Genomic DNA, 15,188 nt, shown 5'->3' with positions numbered 1-15,188 from the left:
GTCAGGCCGCTGAGTCGAGGCGGTTGCGTTGGTGGGCGGTCAGGGTGAGGCTGACCCCGGCGAGGGCATCGTCTAGTTGGGCCGTGGTGCTCACGCCGACGACGGGGGTGGCCTTCGGCTCCCCGCCGGTCAACCAGGCCAGCACCACGCGGTTGCGGTCGCTGCCCGTCTCCGCGGCGATCTCGTCGAGCACGGCGAGGCGGCGGGTGGTGCCCGGGTGGTGGTACTCCTCCGGAAGCGGCCTGTCCGCGCGAGCGTACCGGCCGGAAAGCAAAGGGGTGTAAGCCCAGATCTCCATCTCTGGATGGCTCTGCACGTAGTCGACGACTTCGTCGGTGATGGCGCCGAAGCGGTGTACGACGGTCGGGCGCGTGCCGGGGCGCGGCTGGAGGTAGGTGAGGTGCTGTTGCACGGCGGTGTATCCGGCAACGCCGGATTCGCGGGCGAGCCGGCGGGCCCGCTCCAGCCGCCACACGGCGTGGTTCGAGGCGCCGAGCCGGCCAACGACGCCCGCCGACACCAGCTCACCGAAGGCGCCGACCGTCTCCTCAAGCGGTGTCCGCCGGTCTTCCATATGCGCCCAGTAAAGGTCGATGTGGTCCGTGCCGAGCCGGCGCAGGCTGCCCTCGACAGCTTTGCGAATCGTGCCGGCGGACAGGCCCTCGGCGGTCTCCGGGAACCGGCCGGCCTCGGTGGGCTCGCACCCGACCTTGGTGCTGATCGTGACCCGGTCGCGGACGCCGGGGCGGCGGGCGAGCCAACGGCCCAGCACGAGCTCGCTCTGCCCACCGAAACCGCTGGGGTGTTCCCAAAACGCGTAGCAGTTGGCGGTGTCGATCCACGTGCCGCCCGCGTCCACGAAGCGGTCGAGGATGTCGAAGGCGCGGCGTTCGTCGAGCACCGTGCCGAACAGCATCGCGCCGAGAACCAGGTTGTTCGTCATGACGACGACGCTATCCCGGTTTCGGATAGGCAGTACGCTCCAATATCGTGGCGGAATCCCAGACCAATTTCGCGTGGGCGACACTGCTCGAAGTCGAGCCTGGCAACGGGCCGAGGCACGTGCGCCTGGCGCGGGCGTTGCGCGCCGCGATCCGCGACGGGCGGCTGGCAGAGGGCGATGCCGTGCCGCCGAGCAGGACGCTCGCCGAGGAACTGGGGTGTTCCCGGTGGGTGGTCACGGAGGCATACTCCCAACTGGTTGCCGAGGGCTATCTCGCGGCGCAGGTCGGCTCCGCGACCCGGGTCGCCTGGACTACCGACGGTGCCGTGGCGCAACGGCGTGAAGCCCGTGCGCGGTCGCAACCGGTGCGATATGACCTTGCGCCGGGTCTGCCCGATCTGCGGGCCTTTCCCCGTCGCCGGTGGACCGAGACCGTGCGTGCCGCGATCAGCGAGGCCGTGCGCCACGATCTGGGCCTGCCCGATCCCGCCGGGCATCATGCTTTGCGCCAAATCCTTTCCGAGTACCTGAAACGCTCCCGCGCCGCCGATCTGCGCGCGGCGACCGTGACCGTGTGCGCGGGCATCACGGATGGGCTCGTGCGCGTGTGCCGAGCCCTGCGGTCCACCGGGATCACCGATCTGGCGGTTGAGGATCCGGGCTGGTCACGGCTGCGCGAGGCCGCGCGGAGCGCCGGACTGCGCGTCCATCCCGTCCCGGTCGACGCCGACGGCCTGCGGGTCGGCGAGCTACCGAGCCGCGGCCCGGTGCGGGCGACCGTGGTCGGTGCGGCACACCAGTTTCCGACGGGCACGGTGCTGTCGCCCGCGCGCCGCAACGAGCTCGTGCGCTGGGCCCGTACGGTGGACGGGTATGTCATCGAGGACGACTACGACGCCGAGTTCCGCTACGACTCCCGGCCCGTCGCGGTCATGCAGGGCATGGATCCGGGCCGGGTGTTCCTTCTCGGCTCGGTGAGCAAGACGTTGTCGCCCGCGCTCGGGCTTGGCTGGCTGATCGCGCCCGGCGCGATGTCCGCCGCCGTGCGGTCGGCCAATCCCGTCGCGTCCGCGCCGCCCGTGCTCGATCAGCTCGCGCTGGCCTCGTTCATCGACCGTGGTTGGTACGACAGGCACCTGCGGGCGGCGCGGCGGCGGTTCCGGGTACGCCGCGATCTGCTCGTCGAAACGCTTGCCCGCCGGTTTCCGCAGGGGCACATCGCCGGTACCGCCGCGGGACTTCACCTGTTGCTCCACCTGCCGGCCGGCACCGACACGGCGTCCGCCGTCAGGTTCGCCGCTGCCCGGGGCCTGCGCCTGATGGACCTTTCGGCGTACCAATGGAAAGGTCACGCCACATCAACACTTGTGATTGGGTATGGCAACATCGCGGACGCGGACATCCCCGCCGCGGTCGACCTATTGCGCACCGCGGTGGAGCTGCGGCCCAGCCGCGCGTGATGCGCGGGCGAGACGATCCTGTCCCCGTCGACGAGCACGCTCAACGAACCCACCGACGAGACCGGTGAAAAGTGCATCCGCCCGCAACAGCCGCATGGCGGCAACAGTTGCCAGCCGCCCTCCGAGATTGCCCATGGCGAAACCGATCGGCGGGATTTGGCAAGAAACCCGCGATCTGGCTACGCCTTGGCCCTCGGAGGGCGAAGCGGCCTGCCATGCCACTGTCGAAAAATAAGATTTGTGTGTACCAGTGCCACCTCCGGCCGCGCGGTGAGTTCGTTGAGCACGAACCGCTGCAGGTCCGCCGGGTCCACGGCGGCCACGTGGATGATGTAGTCATCGGGCCCCGTCAGGTGCCACAGCATGCGGGTCTCCGGCTGGGCGAGCACGTGCTCGACTGTCGGTCGGCCTGGAGGATGTCGACGATCTTTGGTACGACCTCGACCAGGGTCTGCCAAAGTGCTTGTAGGACAACGGAAAGCGGAAAGTCACGGATGACAACGGGCTGATCGAGGCCCTGCACGTGTCCGGCCCGGCCGCGGAACACGCCGACAAGCTCATGCTGTTCGGCCGGTTCGTGGGGTCGTGGGCCGTGCGGTGGTCGGGCACCGACAGCGCCGGGCAACCGCTGGAGGTGGAGGGAGAGCTGCACTTCGGCTGGGTCCTGGGCGGGCGGGCGGGCGGTGCAGGACACGTGGATCGTGCCCGGCCGCGACCAACCGTGCGACTCCCGGATGCGCGCCTTCCACGGCACCACCGTCCGCTTCTACGACCCGGCCATGGACGCCTGGCGTTCGACCTGGATCGAGCCGATCAACGCGCGGGTGCGCCGGTTCATCGGCAGACCCGTCGACGGGCAGATCGTCCTGCAAAGCGACGAGGAGGAGCCGTGGCTGCGCTGGCGGTTCACCGACATCACGGCCGGATCGGCGCTGTGGATAGGCGAGATTTCGCACGATCGCGGTGCCACCTGGATCGAGGAGGAGCAGATGCGCCTCACCCGGCGGGCTCCTGCTTGAGGCGCGCGCTGAACGGCCGCCGTCGCGTATGGATCTGCCGATGTCTGGGTACTCGTAGATGGACAATGCAGTCGATTCGAATGAGGAGGCAGGTGCGAATGGACGCGCTGGACCCTCAGGAGCCCCGATATCAGACGCCGGGCCCGATCGCCGGTGCCGGGACGGGTAACACCTTCGACCCGTGGAGCTATCGGGACGAGGTGGCGGTGAACGGTGCCAGCCTGACCGGCTACAAGGTCGAGGCCGTCGACGGAGGTATCGGCAAGGTCGATGATGCCAGCCACGAGGTCGGCGCCCAGTGCCTGGTCGTCGACACCGGTCCGTGGGTCTTCGGCAAGAAGGTGCTGCTTCCGGCCGGTACCGTCAACCATATAGACCGTGAGGAACGCAAGGTCTATGTGGACCGGACGAAGGATCAGATCAAGTCTGCTCCCGAGTTTGATCCGGACACCTTCACCGATCCCGTGTATCGCGACAAGGTCGGCAGCTACTACGGCGACAACTACCACGCGCCGGGTGGGCCTATCCCTCCGACGCAACGCTAGCAAGCAACACGTCGGCTGACACCACGCCGGCCGGTACGGCGCGCCGCACCGGCCGGCGTGGTTTTTATTGACATATTGCAATCAGCGGCGTAGCTAGAGGTATGGCACATGTATCACAGGACTCGGCGACCATCCGGGGACTGCGCGTCGGCGTGGGCGCCATCGGCATCGCGCTACCGTTTGTCGTGACCATTGGCCACGCCCTGCAGGTGGGCCGGCCGGAGCTGCTGAGCTCGATCAGCGGCGCCTACCACACCGGCATGCGCGACATCTTCGTGGGAAGCCTTTGCGCCGTGGGCGTCTTCCTCATCTTCTACCGCTACACGAGGCTTGACGACATCCTGGGTACCATCGCCGGCCTCGCCGCGATCTGCGTCGCCATGTTCCCGACGTCGGTGCCGGGCCAGCAGCTTCTGGTGACCGCGGCGGGCGGCCCGGTCGGGGCGATCCACGGGATCGCCGCCGCGGTGCTGTTCCTCTGCATGGTCTGCTTCTGCTTCTTCCTGTTTCCCCGGTCGGTGCTTCCGCACGCGATGACCGAGCAGAAGAAGACCCGCAACGTCATCTATTACGTGTGCGGCGCGGCCATCCTGCTCGGCCTCGGCTTGGCCGCGCTGGGACACGCCTTCCTGCCCGACGACGTGATCGGCCGGGTGCGGCCGATGCTGTGGGGTGAGTCGGTGGCGGTACTGGCTTTCGGTGTGGCGTGGTTGTTCAAGAGCAACACGATCTTCCGCGGGGCGGAGTCCTAGCCGGGCGCCTGCGGGCGGCCGCCGCGCGATGGTGCCAAAGTGAGCTCATGAGACGCTCTTACGTGGTTACCGGGGGTGGCCGTGGTGTCGGGCGAGCAATCGCGGAGCGCCTGCTCGACGACGGCCACACCGTGGTGGTCATTGACCTCGACCCGGCGGCCCTGACCTGGACAACGAGCCACCACGCCGGCGCCCGGGTCGTGCCGGCCGTTGGCAGCGCGGCGGAGCAAACCGTGACCGAACAGGCCGCGGATCTGGCGCAGGCTGCCGGAACTCTCACCGGGTGGGTCAACAACGCCGCCGTCTTCCGTGACGCCGCACTCGATTCCACACCGGCTCGCGATGTTCTCGATCTGATCGCTCTCAACCTCGAGCCCGTCGTCGTCGGCTGCGCTACCGCCATCCGCCGGTTCCTTTCCGCCGCCACACCTGGCGCCATCGTCAACATCTCGTCCCACCAGGCGCAGCGGCCGGTGCGGGGCGCGCTGCCCTACGCGACGGCCAAGGCAGCCACTGAAGGTCTCACCCGGGCACTGGCCGTGGACTACGGACCCCGGGGCATCCGCACCAACGCACTTGCGCTCGGATCCATCGCGACTGAACGGTACGAAGCCTTCCTGGCACAGCAGACGCACGAAGCCATGACGCGGATTGAGGCCGACATGGCGCGACTCCATCCCCTTGGCCGCCTCGGACAACCGCACGAAGTGGCCTCGGCCGTCGCCTACCTGCTATCTGACGCGGCCGGCTTCATCAACGGCGCGGTCCTTCCCATCGATGGCGGACGCGCCGCGTTCGGACAGGACCCGGAAGAGGCTTGACCCGAAACGCGTTCGGGCGACCGTGCTCAGGTGAGCGCCTGGGCCGGATTGCGAGTCCGCTTCGGGTCTATCGCCAGTCGGTGTTCGAAGCGGGCTTCCGGCCGAGGGCCATTCGCACGACGACCGCTGTGTATGCGCAGAGCACGGCGAGCCCGGCCCACCACGGGAGCGGGAAATACCCGGCCGATGGCGCGTAATGTGCGGTCACCTGCGGATACTCCACGGCCGTCTGCCGGACGGCGAAGCCGGCGGCCGGGGTGATCCGCAGCAGCCACTCAGTGAACGTGTCGGGCAGCAGCGGGACGGCCGTGACCATGTAGGGCAGAGCGATCAGCGACAGGCCGATGACGTTGGCCGCCCAGCCGCGGCGCAGCCACACACCGAGCCCGTAGGTGAGCACGGCGCACAGCGCGATCACCATCGCGAGGCCGACGACCACGCGGGCGGTGGTCAGCGCCGGCAGCGGCGGCACCGTGGCGCCGTTGCCCGCCAGAATCGCCGCGCCCACCGGCAGGACGATGCCGACGGCCACCACCGTGGTGAGGAACGTGGCCGCCCCGAGCACGACCGCACGGGCGGCAATCGTCGGCCGGGCGGTCGTCTCGCGTGCCGTACCGGCGCCGTAGCGGGCCGAGACGACAATCACGATGATCAACGCGACGATCAACCCGAGCAGACGCATGTCGACGCCAGCGGCACCTTCGCCGATCGGCCCGATGTCTCCACTGCCGCTGACCGTGATGACCCCGTCGTTCTCTACAGCTCCGGACGCATGGTGGTACTTCTCCCAATCGGTGTGGTTCATCTCGCCGACCGAATCGCTATGCCACGCACCCGCAGCGCCGCCCTCGACGGTGACGTTGTCGAAGGTACCGACGGCTTGGGTGAACCGGACCTGTTCGATCGCGCCGCCGAGGCCGGTCCTCTGGAGTGTGAGGTCGCCCGGGGAGGTGGCGAAGAGGCCGACCTGCACGACCTCCGGCAGCCCGTGCAGCGTCACCGTTCCCACGGCGCTCCACTGATTGCCGTCAAACGATTCGGAGGCGGTGATGGTGTCGCCCGAGCGGTTCAAGCGTAGCCAGCGTGGGGACTGCTCGGAGACGCCGCCGGCCGTGCCGGCGATGTCGTGCCGGTAGTTGTACTGCAGACGCACGCCGTGGCTTCCGGTCATCAGGAGCGCCGCATACGGCGAGCCTTGCCGCATGCCGTCCTTGATGATGATTCCCGCTTTGGCCCATGGCACGAGCCCCGGCACGATCTCGTCGTGATCCGGTGGAGGGTAGGTGATCGTACCCGTCATCGAAGTCATCCGCGCCGTGATGCTCCCTTCGCGACCCAGGTCGCGATGCAGGAACCAGAACCCGTCGCTGACGATCGTGCCGTCGTCCGCCACGGGGGTCGGCGGGCATGGGCCGGGGCATTCGGCGCGGACGCCCGCGGAGGACAGCAGGCCCAGTGCGATGACGGCGGCGGCTGCGGCGGCGAGGGCGATCAGGCGTCCCGGGCGGCGGAAGGCCGCGCACTCCCGCCGGAGGAGTTTGATGGTAAACATGCCGATGGTTGTACGTGTCAGCGCCTAACACGGAGCGAACCGACCTTGTCATGCTGCTGTTATGCGACGCCGGGCATGCTGGACGGGTGATCAGCCTGCGCAACGGGACCGTCGGGACCCGCTTCACGGTCCTGTACGCCCTCGTCTTTCTCGTTTCCGGTACCGGACTGCTCGGTCTGACCTTTCTGCTTGCCGGCGGCAATGTGAATAGCACCGTTCCCGCGACGAATCCGCCTGTCCAGGGTGAACTGGGTAAAGCGCAGCAGCGCATCCGCCTGTTGGAGGACCAGCTGGCAGCGGTGCACGCGCAGCAGACCCGCCAGCTTCTTGCCGCCTCGCTCGTGGCGCTGGTCCTGATGGCATTGATCTCGCTGGTACTCGGCCGCGTGCTGGCCCGACGCGTGCTGCGGCCGCTGCGGCACATCACGGCCGCCACGCGACGCATTTCCTCGGACAGCCTGGATCTACGGCTGGGCGTCGCCGGCCCGGCCGACGAGGTGAAAGAACTCGCAGACACCATCGACGACCTGCTCGAACGGCTGGAGGCGTCGTTCGCCGCGCAGCGCCGCTTCGTCGCCAACGCCTCGCATGAGTTACGCACCCCGCTGGCCACCATGCGGGCTTCGCTGGACGTCGCGGTCGCCAAGCCCGACCCGGCCGCCTCCACCGTCGCGCTCGCAGACCGGCTACGTACGCAGCTGGACCGGGTTGATCACCTGCTCGACGGGTTTCTCGTGCTGGCCCGCGCCCAGCACGGATCGTTCGCCGACATCGCCCCGGTCAACCTCGGCGACCTCGTGCGGGAAGCGCTACACGACCGGCACACGGACGCGGCGGCGAAGGGCCTGCGCGTAACCGTGGACGTGCCGCAGGCGATGGTGGTGCGGGGCAGCCCCGCGCTCCTCGCGCGGCTGGTGGGCAACGTCGTCGACAACGCGGTGGCACACAACGAGAATGGCGGATCGATTGAGATCATGGGATTGGTGACCGGACAGGAGGCGGTGCTGCTGGTCCAGACCGGCGGGCGCCTGCTCGACCAGCGGGAGGTCGACCGGCTGGCGCAGCCCTTCGAGCGACTCGGCGTCGAGCGCACCGGCTCCTCCGGGCTCGGTCTGTCCATTGTGGCCGCCGTCGCCGCCGCGCATGGCGGCCGGCTCGCCCTGCTCGCCCGGCCCACGGGCGGCCTATGCGCGTCGATCACACTCCCGGCCAGGCTTGAGGAGCCGGACGACGCGACACCGCCGGCGGCGAAGGCCCGAGTTCCGGCGTGAGCCCAGCCGAGCCGGATCCGGTGCGCCGCGGCTGGTGTGCCGCACCACCACCCGGCCACCCATTGTCCAATTCGGATGCTCAATGCACGGTGCCAATGCGGGCGACAATGATTCTGAATCACTGGTAGCGAAAGGCTAGTGGGATGACCTCGTCGTATCGAGGCCGGCCGCCGAGGCGACCCGGCCGCCGTAAACTGTGGTGGTTCGCCGGCGCGGCGGTCGTGTCGACGGTCGTTGTGGCGGCCGCAGCGCTGATCTTTACCACTGCCACCGCGACGGTCTGCCCGGCGTGTTTCGGGCTCGTTGAGGCGCAGCCGCAGCTGTATGTGGAGCGGGGCGTCTCCGCCGAGCAGCGCCAGCAGGCCGCCAGCGTCTTCGACCAGGCCAGCCGGCGCGTAACCGACTTCTACGGTGGCCGGCACAGCTCACCACGGGTCCTGGTCTGCTTTACCAGCCGGTGTTACGAGCGCATAGGCGGAGGTGGTGAGCGTGGCCAGGCCATTGCCGACCGCGCAATCGTGCTGTCGCCGCGCGGCGTCGACGTAGTGATCGCCTCGCATGAGCTGGCGCATATCGAGCTCCACAAGCGCCTTCTGCCCGGATCCGATGTCCCACAATGGTTCGACGAAGGGCTTGCTGTGCTGGTCTCCGACGACCGCCGCTACCTACTGCCCGACACCGTCACCGATCGCTGCCGGGCTGAGCCGGGCCAGACACTGCCGGAAACCCTGGCGCAGTGGCGCGCTGCCCGTACCGGCGAGCAGTTGTACGCTGAGAGTGCCTGCCGGGTGAGCCGATGGGCCGAAAAGCACGGTGGACCGGCGGCAGTGCTGGAACTGATCGACCGCCTGAACCGGGGCGAGAGCTTCGCGGCCATCTTCACCTGATCGGGCCGAGCTGGACCGTGTCACCGCCGGTGGGCAACCTCGTGGCCGTTGCTACCCGCAGGGCGTCCGGTGCAGGTGGCCCGGCCCCAGGAATACCAACCCGCGCAGGCGTTGCGGGGCCGGCAAGCTCGGATCGAATTGTCGCAAGTGGGCGGTGGACGGTTCTACCGGGCTGTCGACGAGGCGCACGGCGACCTCGTCGGCGGGCGAGAGACCTGCCCGTCCCGGAAGGCATCGGCATATTCTCGAAGGCTCCCGCGTCTCACACGCCCTGATGCGGTGTGGCCGCTCCCGATCGCGAGAGCGGCCACACCGCCGTGGTTACAGCGCTGTACAGGTCACCACGGGAACGGGATTGTTCTGATTGTTCCAGGTCCCGTTGAATCCGTAGTTGGTGTGGTTGCCTGGATTGATGGTGGCGTTCCAGGATTCGTTGACCACGGTGACGTCCGGGCCGGTCTGGCTGTGAATGCCGCTCCAGCCGTACGAGATGGTCTGTCCGGCGCCGAACGTCCAGTTCAGCCGCCAGCCGGCGGTGCCTGCCGTGCCGGTGTTCGTCACCTTGACCTCCGCCTGGAAGCCGCCCGACCATTGGTTGACAATGGTGTAGCTGGCCTGGCACGCCTTACCCGGCTGGGGCGACGGCGAGCTGGTTGCCGACGGGCTCGGGCTGGGCGACGTGACCCCATCCACACTGCCGGTCACCACGAGGGCGTAGTCGGCGTCCGTGGCTGCGGTCTCGACATGGCCGTCGGCGCCGAGCAGGTCGGCGGACACCTGGATGGTCCAGGTGCCGGCCGCCGGGTTCTGGATGAACACGTTCTCGACGGTGTCGACGGTGTTCGGCGAGCCGCCGGGAACCGACCAGTTGCCCGCGTTGAGCCCGTTGTTGCCCCAGTAGGCCGTGGTCCCGTTCGGGGCGGTCACCTTGAGCGTCAGGTCATTGACCTGCGCCTTGGATGCGCTGGACGAACCGGCCGGGTCCGTCCAGACCAGGGTCGCCTTCAGCGGCTGGGTGCCGTCGGTGGTGAGGGTGTAGGTCTTGGTCGCGCCCACGGTCAGCAGATCGGTCTCGTTGACCAGGATCGGCAGCTGCCAGCCGTTGGCCGCCGCCTGGTTGTAGAGGTTGCCGACGCTCGCCGAACCCCAGCCCTGGTGGACGCGGGTCAGATCGTGCGTGGTTCCCGTGAACGGGTGCTGCTGGGCCTGATTGAGCATCAGGGCCTTGGCCGTGGCCGCGTGCGGCCGGGAGTCGAACACATCGCGACCGAGTCCCGGGCCGCCGCTGAAGACGCCGTCGGCCCACATCTGGTACAGCAGCCCGAAGCTGCCACAGGTGATCGGCGTTGCGGCACTGGTGCCGCCGAAGTCCGACCGGTAGGCGGTATTGCTGAAATCGGTGGTCGTGTTGACGGAATCGTAGTAGTTGGACAGATCGGGTTTGATGCGGCCGTCGGCGGCCGGCCCGATCGATGCCCCGCCGCTCCAGGCGTCGTCGCCGCGGTTCAGCGTGTTCTGGTGGTAGTACCCGCCGACCGCGACCACGTTCTTGGCCCATGCCTCGGGCCGCGAATCCTGGGTGCCCCAGTTGCTCTGCGACTGGCAGATGAGAATGTCGTGGTCGAACACGATCTCATCCATCTCCGCGGAGAAGTTGTTGTAGGCGGTCGTCAACCCGCTGCCCCAGCTGTTGCTCTGAAACACCGCCCGGTAGGGGCCGCTCGGGTTCACCAGTTCGGCGGTGTGCGCGTAGCGGTCGGTGTAGGCGTAGTAGCTGGCGAAGATGCCTTGGGCTTCGGGAAGCAGGCCCCGGTAGGCGGACTGCACGCCGGAGGAGAAGATCTGGCCGTACGTGGCCGTGCCGTGCCCGGTGTCGGTGTTGTTGGCCGTGTGCAGCAGCGGCGGGCGTGCCTGGAACTCCTGATGGGTGGTCAGCAGTCCGCCGTCCATGACCTCGGCTCGCACGCCCTGGCCGCGGTAGCCCCGCGCCGTCTCGATCAGATTGGCGCCGCTTGCCTCCCGCGCGATGTCCATGTCGGCCTGCGGCGCCGACCACCGGTCCAGCGACAGCACCTCGTCGAGGGCCGCGACCGCCGCGAATTGCGCCGCGTCCAACGTGGCCTCGATGAGGGCGTTGTTGACCGATGCCAGGTGAACGACGCCACCCAGCCCCTCGATGCGGTCCTTGACTGCCTTCTGGTCGTGGCGATCCGGTTCTACAAGCCATATTTGGTACCGGAAAGAGCCCTCGCCGGGCCGTTGGGCTGGGTCGAACTTGTCCTGCGGCTCATAGGGGCCCACCCAGCGGATGTAGGGCAGCGCCGCGACCTTGTCACGGACCGCCGCCGGCATGCGCACCACATAGGCCGCGTCCGGCAGATATGCCCCGAGCCGAGCGCCCAGGGCGCGCAGCTGCTCTCGCTGGCTGTCCAGCGGCGCATGGGCGAACTGAACAATGTAGACATTGCCGCGCTGTTGGCGCTGCCGCGCGGCCGGCGCGGTGAGCGGATCGAAGCTGCCCCGCCGCAGATGCAGCTTTTCAGGCCGGGGAAGCTGACGGCTCCAGGTGCGGCCACCGTCGGCACTGATCTGATAGGTGCTGCTGCCAGGCCCGGCCCGCAGCTGCTCACTGACTTGCGGCGTCGTTCCTCCTTGCGCACCAACGCCGAGCACGACGGCGCCGGTGAAGGTGGCCAAACCCGCGCCCGCGGCAATGGCCACACGATGCAATGATCTCAACGGTCTGCCCTTTCGTTGAGGGGTATTTCGCTTTGCACGGACCGCGTTGTCCGGGCATCGCAGCGGCCGACACTACCCTCCAATTTCGACATACCGGTGAGCCGGACACGAACCGTAGGCATCGGGCACGGGAGCGCTCCCATGCCGTCGCAGGTCGCGCCGACAACGACATTCACACATTCAGCATCGATGATGTCCCACAACGTGGGAGAGGGCCGGAACGGCCTCGCCGTGGGTACTCATCGGCCGGCGACAAGCCGTTCGACGTCATCACTGTCGAGATAGGACAAGCCCTGTCGCGCTCACGCGCGCCGGCGGTAGTGCCGGCAGTGTCCAGTTGCTGCGTTCCGTGCTGTCCGACGAGGACGCGTCGGGCCGGCGATTCCTCGCCGACCTGGGGGTGGAGCCTGGAGTGGTGGAAGACGAGCTGTGCAGGCTCGCTGTCTCGTGACTTGGTGACGCCACGGCGCTCGGCGCGAGCACCGGCCGTGACCGTCTACCCCAGTCCAAGGACACCCCGCGAGAGCGCCTAAGGCGGCGTGCCCGGCGGCGGCGAATCCAGGTCTGACAAATCGCGCTAATAACGCTATCGTCTTCGGCGTGCCCGGGGATTGATGTTTCGGGTGCGCTAGGCGGAGTGCTTTGTAGTGGGCATTGCCCCGGGCAAGGGGAGAACCTGGAATGCAACCATGGGGCAGCAACGATCTGCAGCTGGCGAGTCTGGACTTCATGGGAGATCCAGAGCAGCTGCGAGCCAGGGCGCTGGACAAGCTGCACGCGATGGGCGGGAAGGTGCAGCTGCGGGAGCAGTATGAAGGCAGCGACCCGTCGGGGTCGATAGTGGTCACTGTCGACGCGAAGGGGTTCGTGCGCGACGTCGACATCCGCAAGGACTGGCAGAGCTCGGTCGCGGCCGACGGTTTCGCCGCAGCGCTGTTCGACGCCTACACGGCCGGTGTGCAGCAGATTTTGGAGACTACCGCCTTGGCGGAGCTGGCCAGGCAGGAGCAGGAGCGTCGGGCCGAGTCGGAGCGCAGGGAGGCCGAGCGCGAGGCGGCCCGGCGTGGGGAGCAGCCTGCGCCTGTGCCGCGGGCCGCCGAGGCGGAGGGTGCCCTGCCTCCAGAGGACGATCGCGAGTTCCACGCCTGGGTGCTGGACTCGCTGTACCGCATCGGCGACGAGATGTACCGGGTGGAGAAGGTCGAGCGGGAGCTCGCGTCGCCGCCGCAGGAAAGCACGATAACCGGACCGCGCGGTTATCTGAAGGTCCGGCACCAGAAGGAAACCATCCTCGGGGTCACCGGCGACGGCACCCGCATCAGGATGGCCGAGGCGCAGCAGCTTCGGTCGGAGGCGCTTGAGGTCTTCCGCGAAGCGCAGCACGGAGGGGACAGATAGTGAGCGACGAAGTCAAGGTCATCACCGATTGCGTCCGCCTGGAAGCCAAGAAGTGGCGGGAGCTGTCGGACGCGATGGAGCCGATCAAGAGCAGCGTCAATGATTTGGTCCTTGGACCGACCGCCTTTTTCATTGGCAAGTTCCCGGAGTTTCTGGTCCAGCACGGGGCGTACCAGAAGTTTCAGTCCCAGATGAACACCGCCGTGGCCGGCGCCGTCACGGAGTTCGACCAGCTCGCCGGAGCATGCGACAAGATGGCCAACGAATACGACCGTACCGACCAGATCAGCAGGCTGGATCTCGACAAGATCTACACCGCGTAGGCGCTGGGAAAGGACCTCAGGACATGACTCATCCGGCCCCTACCGGATCGGCCGAACAGTTCACCTCCGAGATCGACAAGTTCATGAAGGAGATCAGGGAGGGCTGGGAAAAGGCGGTCAACGCCTTCAACGACTGCGTCGAGAAGATCAAGGACAAGTGGTGGCTCATCGCCGGCGGGTTGGCCGGTGCGGGTCTCGCCTGGCTGATCAACTCGAAGCTGAACGAGCTGGGCGAGGGCATGAAGCGCATCGCCGAGATCATCAGGACCGCGCTTGAGCGGCACACCCCCGTGGTCTCGCTCATCATCGCCAGTTTCAGGTGGACCACCGACGTCAAGGCGAACGTGTCCAATCTGTCGTCGCGGGCGTCCAACCCGGCAAGCGAAAACCTTGCCAACTGGACCGGACCGGCAGCCTCCCGGTACAAGGAGAAGGTAGCCGAGCAGAAGGCCGCCATCGATGAGACGACGGCGCGGGCGGAGTTCATCAGCGGCTGGCTGTTCAAGGCGGCCAAGTCCAATGTGGCGTTCGCGAAGAAGCTGGCCGAGATTGTGACCGCGCTCGTCGGCAAGGTCGTTGACGCCGCGACCGAGGCCGGCACGGTCATCGGTCTCGCGGTCGTGGCCAACACCCTGGGTGACGCCGCAGGCAAGATCACCGAGTCGGCCCTGAACGTGCTCCTGCAGATCGGCGAGGACCTCATCAACGCGCTCGGCGAGGTCCGCGACCTGTGGGGTGTGGTCATGGACAACACCAAGATGCCCAACGGGCAGTGGCCGCAGGCGGTCAAGGGCTAGCCTCCCGCCGGTTTGAACGCCGCCACCCTTTGACCCGGGTGGCGGCGTTTCCGTGTCGGCTAGCTGGTCTTCCACTCTTCGGAGACGGTCGCCAGCGTCGTGCGCATCAGCTTGATCATCTTGTCCTTGAGTGAGTCCTTCGGGGTGAAAGCGTTGCCGCCCACCGAAATCCACACCTTGAGCGTCATGTTGCCCGCGCGCATGTGGATCATGTATTCGGACTGCTTGAACCCCGGCTCCGAATCCTGCGTCCGGCCCTCGGCCTGATCGCCCAGCCCGGGGATGTCGCCATCGCCGCGCATTGCGCTGACGTCCTGCTGGCCCTTGAAGGCCGCTTGCGCCGCGTCGACCGAGCCTTGAGTCACGGCCTCCACGCGCAGCGACGCCATGTGCCCGCTGGCGGATTTCATCTTCCACAGGCAGGCCGAGCCCGGCCCGGACGGGGGCGGTTCGGGGTTGGTGGACTCCACCTTGAGCGACAGCTCCGTGAGCGGCGCCAGATCGGTGCGCTGGCACAGGTCCAGCGGTTTCGAGCGGTATGCCTGAGCCGGGCCGCCGGTCGCCGTGGGGCCGGCGCCAGGGCCGGTGCTGGGCGGGGTCGAGGCGGGCGTCTCCTCGGTGCACGCCGAGGCCGTGATGAGCACGAACAATGCGATGATCACACGCAGCTTGGTCACACGA

15 protein-coding genes are annotated in these 15,188 nt (G+C 67.8%); 10 read left to right on the top strand and 5 right to left on the bottom strand.

Features of this window, described 5'->3' with window-relative positions; translation table 11 throughout:
• Position 1 precedes the first annotated feature (1 nt).
• On the bottom strand, positions 2-943 hold the full coding sequence (locus tag DM816_RS03655; RefSeq protein WP_117208616.1) for an aldo/keto reductase: 942 nt from the start codon (positions 941-943) through the stop codon (positions 2-4).
• Positions 944-990: 47 nt separating this feature from the next.
• On the opposite strand from DM816_RS03655, the gene pdxR reads away from it, so the two are divergent.
• Positions 991-2,403 carry a MocR-like pyridoxine biosynthesis transcription factor PdxR gene (pdxR, locus tag DM816_RS03650; protein WP_117208615.1) on the top strand — a complete coding sequence of 471 codons (1,413 nt, stop codon included), beginning with the start codon at positions 991-993 and terminating at the stop codon, positions 2,401-2,403.
• A 179-nt stretch (positions 2,404-2,582) separates the two neighbouring features.
• Here pdxR and DM816_RS03645 read toward each other — a convergent pair whose 3' ends face one another.
• A complete protein-coding gene (locus DM816_RS03645) occupies positions 2,583-2,792 on the bottom strand; it encodes an Lrp/AsnC ligand binding domain-containing protein (protein WP_211588532.1) in 210 nt (69 codons plus the stop codon).
• Between the two features lie 294 nt (positions 2,793-3,086).
• Here DM816_RS03645 and DM816_RS03635 point away from each other — a divergent pair, with 294 nt between their 5' ends.
• The 4 genes from DM816_RS03635 to DM816_RS03620 all read left to right on the top strand — a co-directional run bounded on the left by DM816_RS03635 (position 3,087) and on the right by DM816_RS03620 (position 5,540).
• A complete protein-coding gene (locus DM816_RS03635) occupies positions 3,087-3,422 on the top strand; it encodes a hypothetical protein (RefSeq protein WP_162907069.1) in 336 nt (111 codons plus the stop codon).
• 98 nt (positions 3,423-3,520) lie between these two features.
• Complete coding sequence (locus DM816_RS03630; RefSeq protein WP_170318770.1) at positions 3,521-3,967, top strand: PRC-barrel domain-containing protein; 447 nt, start codon at positions 3,521-3,523, stop codon at positions 3,965-3,967.
• A gap of 101 nt (positions 3,968-4,068) precedes the next feature.
• Positions 4,069-4,719, top strand: a complete 651-nt coding sequence (locus DM816_RS03625) for a DUF998 domain-containing protein (protein WP_117208613.1) — start codon at positions 4,069-4,071, stop codon at positions 4,717-4,719.
• Between the two features lie 62 nt (positions 4,720-4,781).
• Positions 4,782-5,540, top strand: coding sequence for an SDR family NAD(P)-dependent oxidoreductase (locus tag DM816_RS03620; protein ID WP_342768663.1), 759 nt, complete (start codon positions 4,782-4,784; stop codon positions 5,538-5,540).
• A 67-nt stretch (positions 5,541-5,607) separates the two neighbouring features.
• Here DM816_RS03620 and DM816_RS03615 read toward each other — a convergent pair whose 3' ends face one another.
• Positions 5,608-7,092, bottom strand: a complete 1,485-nt coding sequence (locus DM816_RS03615) for a DUF1349 domain-containing protein (RefSeq protein ID WP_117208611.1) — start codon at positions 7,090-7,092, stop codon at positions 5,608-5,610.
• Positions 7,093-7,142: 50 nt separating this feature from the next.
• Between DM816_RS03615 and DM816_RS03610 the strand changes: the two genes are divergently transcribed.
• Both DM816_RS03610 and DM816_RS03605 read left to right on the top strand, forming a co-directional pair.
• Entirely contained in the window at positions 7,143-8,363 is a 1,221-nt protein-coding gene (locus DM816_RS03610) for a sensor histidine kinase (protein WP_117208610.1), read from the top strand.
• A 236-nt stretch (positions 8,364-8,599) separates the two neighbouring features.
• Positions 8,600-9,250: a hypothetical protein gene (locus DM816_RS03605; protein WP_162907068.1), complete on the top strand. Its 651-nt coding sequence runs from the start codon at positions 8,600-8,602 to the stop codon at positions 9,248-9,250.
• Positions 9,251-9,571: 321 nt separating this feature from the next.
• Here DM816_RS03605 and DM816_RS03600 read toward each other — a convergent pair whose 3' ends face one another.
• Entirely contained in the window at positions 9,572-11,971 is a 2,400-nt protein-coding gene (locus DM816_RS03600) for a cellulose binding domain-containing protein (RefSeq protein WP_162907067.1), read from the bottom strand.
• 747 nt (positions 11,972-12,718) lie between these two features.
• On the opposite strand from DM816_RS03600, the gene DM816_RS03595 reads away from it, so the two are divergent.
• From DM816_RS03595 to DM816_RS03585, 3 genes are read left to right on the top strand one after another with little or no spacing between them, the layout of a single operon-like run.
• Positions 12,719-13,387, top strand: a complete 669-nt coding sequence (locus tag DM816_RS03595) for a hypothetical protein (RefSeq protein ID WP_162907066.1) — start codon at positions 12,719-12,721, stop codon at positions 13,385-13,387.
• On the top strand, positions 13,387-13,710 hold the full coding sequence (locus DM816_RS03590) for a WXG100 family type VII secretion target (protein WP_117208607.1): 324 nt from the start codon (positions 13,387-13,389) through the stop codon (positions 13,708-13,710). The genes DM816_RS03595 and DM816_RS03590 overlap by 1 nt, the downstream gene beginning before the upstream one ends.
• Positions 13,711-13,733: 23 nt before the next feature.
• Positions 13,734-14,507 carry a hypothetical protein gene (locus DM816_RS03585; RefSeq protein ID WP_117208606.1) on the top strand — a complete coding sequence of 258 codons (774 nt, stop codon included), beginning with the start codon at positions 13,734-13,736 and terminating at the stop codon, positions 14,505-14,507.
• A 59-nt stretch (positions 14,508-14,566) separates the two neighbouring features.
• Here the strand turns inward: DM816_RS03585 and DM816_RS03580 are convergent, their stop codons facing one another.
• On the bottom strand, positions 14,567-15,184 hold the full coding sequence (locus DM816_RS03580) for a hypothetical protein (RefSeq protein WP_117208605.1): 618 nt from the start codon (positions 15,182-15,184) through the stop codon (positions 14,567-14,569).
• Between the last annotated feature and the right edge of the window lie 4 nt (positions 15,185-15,188).

Origin of the sequence: Allorhizocola rhizosphaerae, from assembly GCF_003426775.1 — a bacterium.
Lineage (GTDB): Bacteria > Actinomycetota > Actinomycetes > Mycobacteriales > Micromonosporaceae > Allorhizocola > Allorhizocola rhizosphaerae.
Note: the sequence above shows the minus strand (reverse complement) of the source record. Positions and strands in the feature narration are given on the sequence as shown.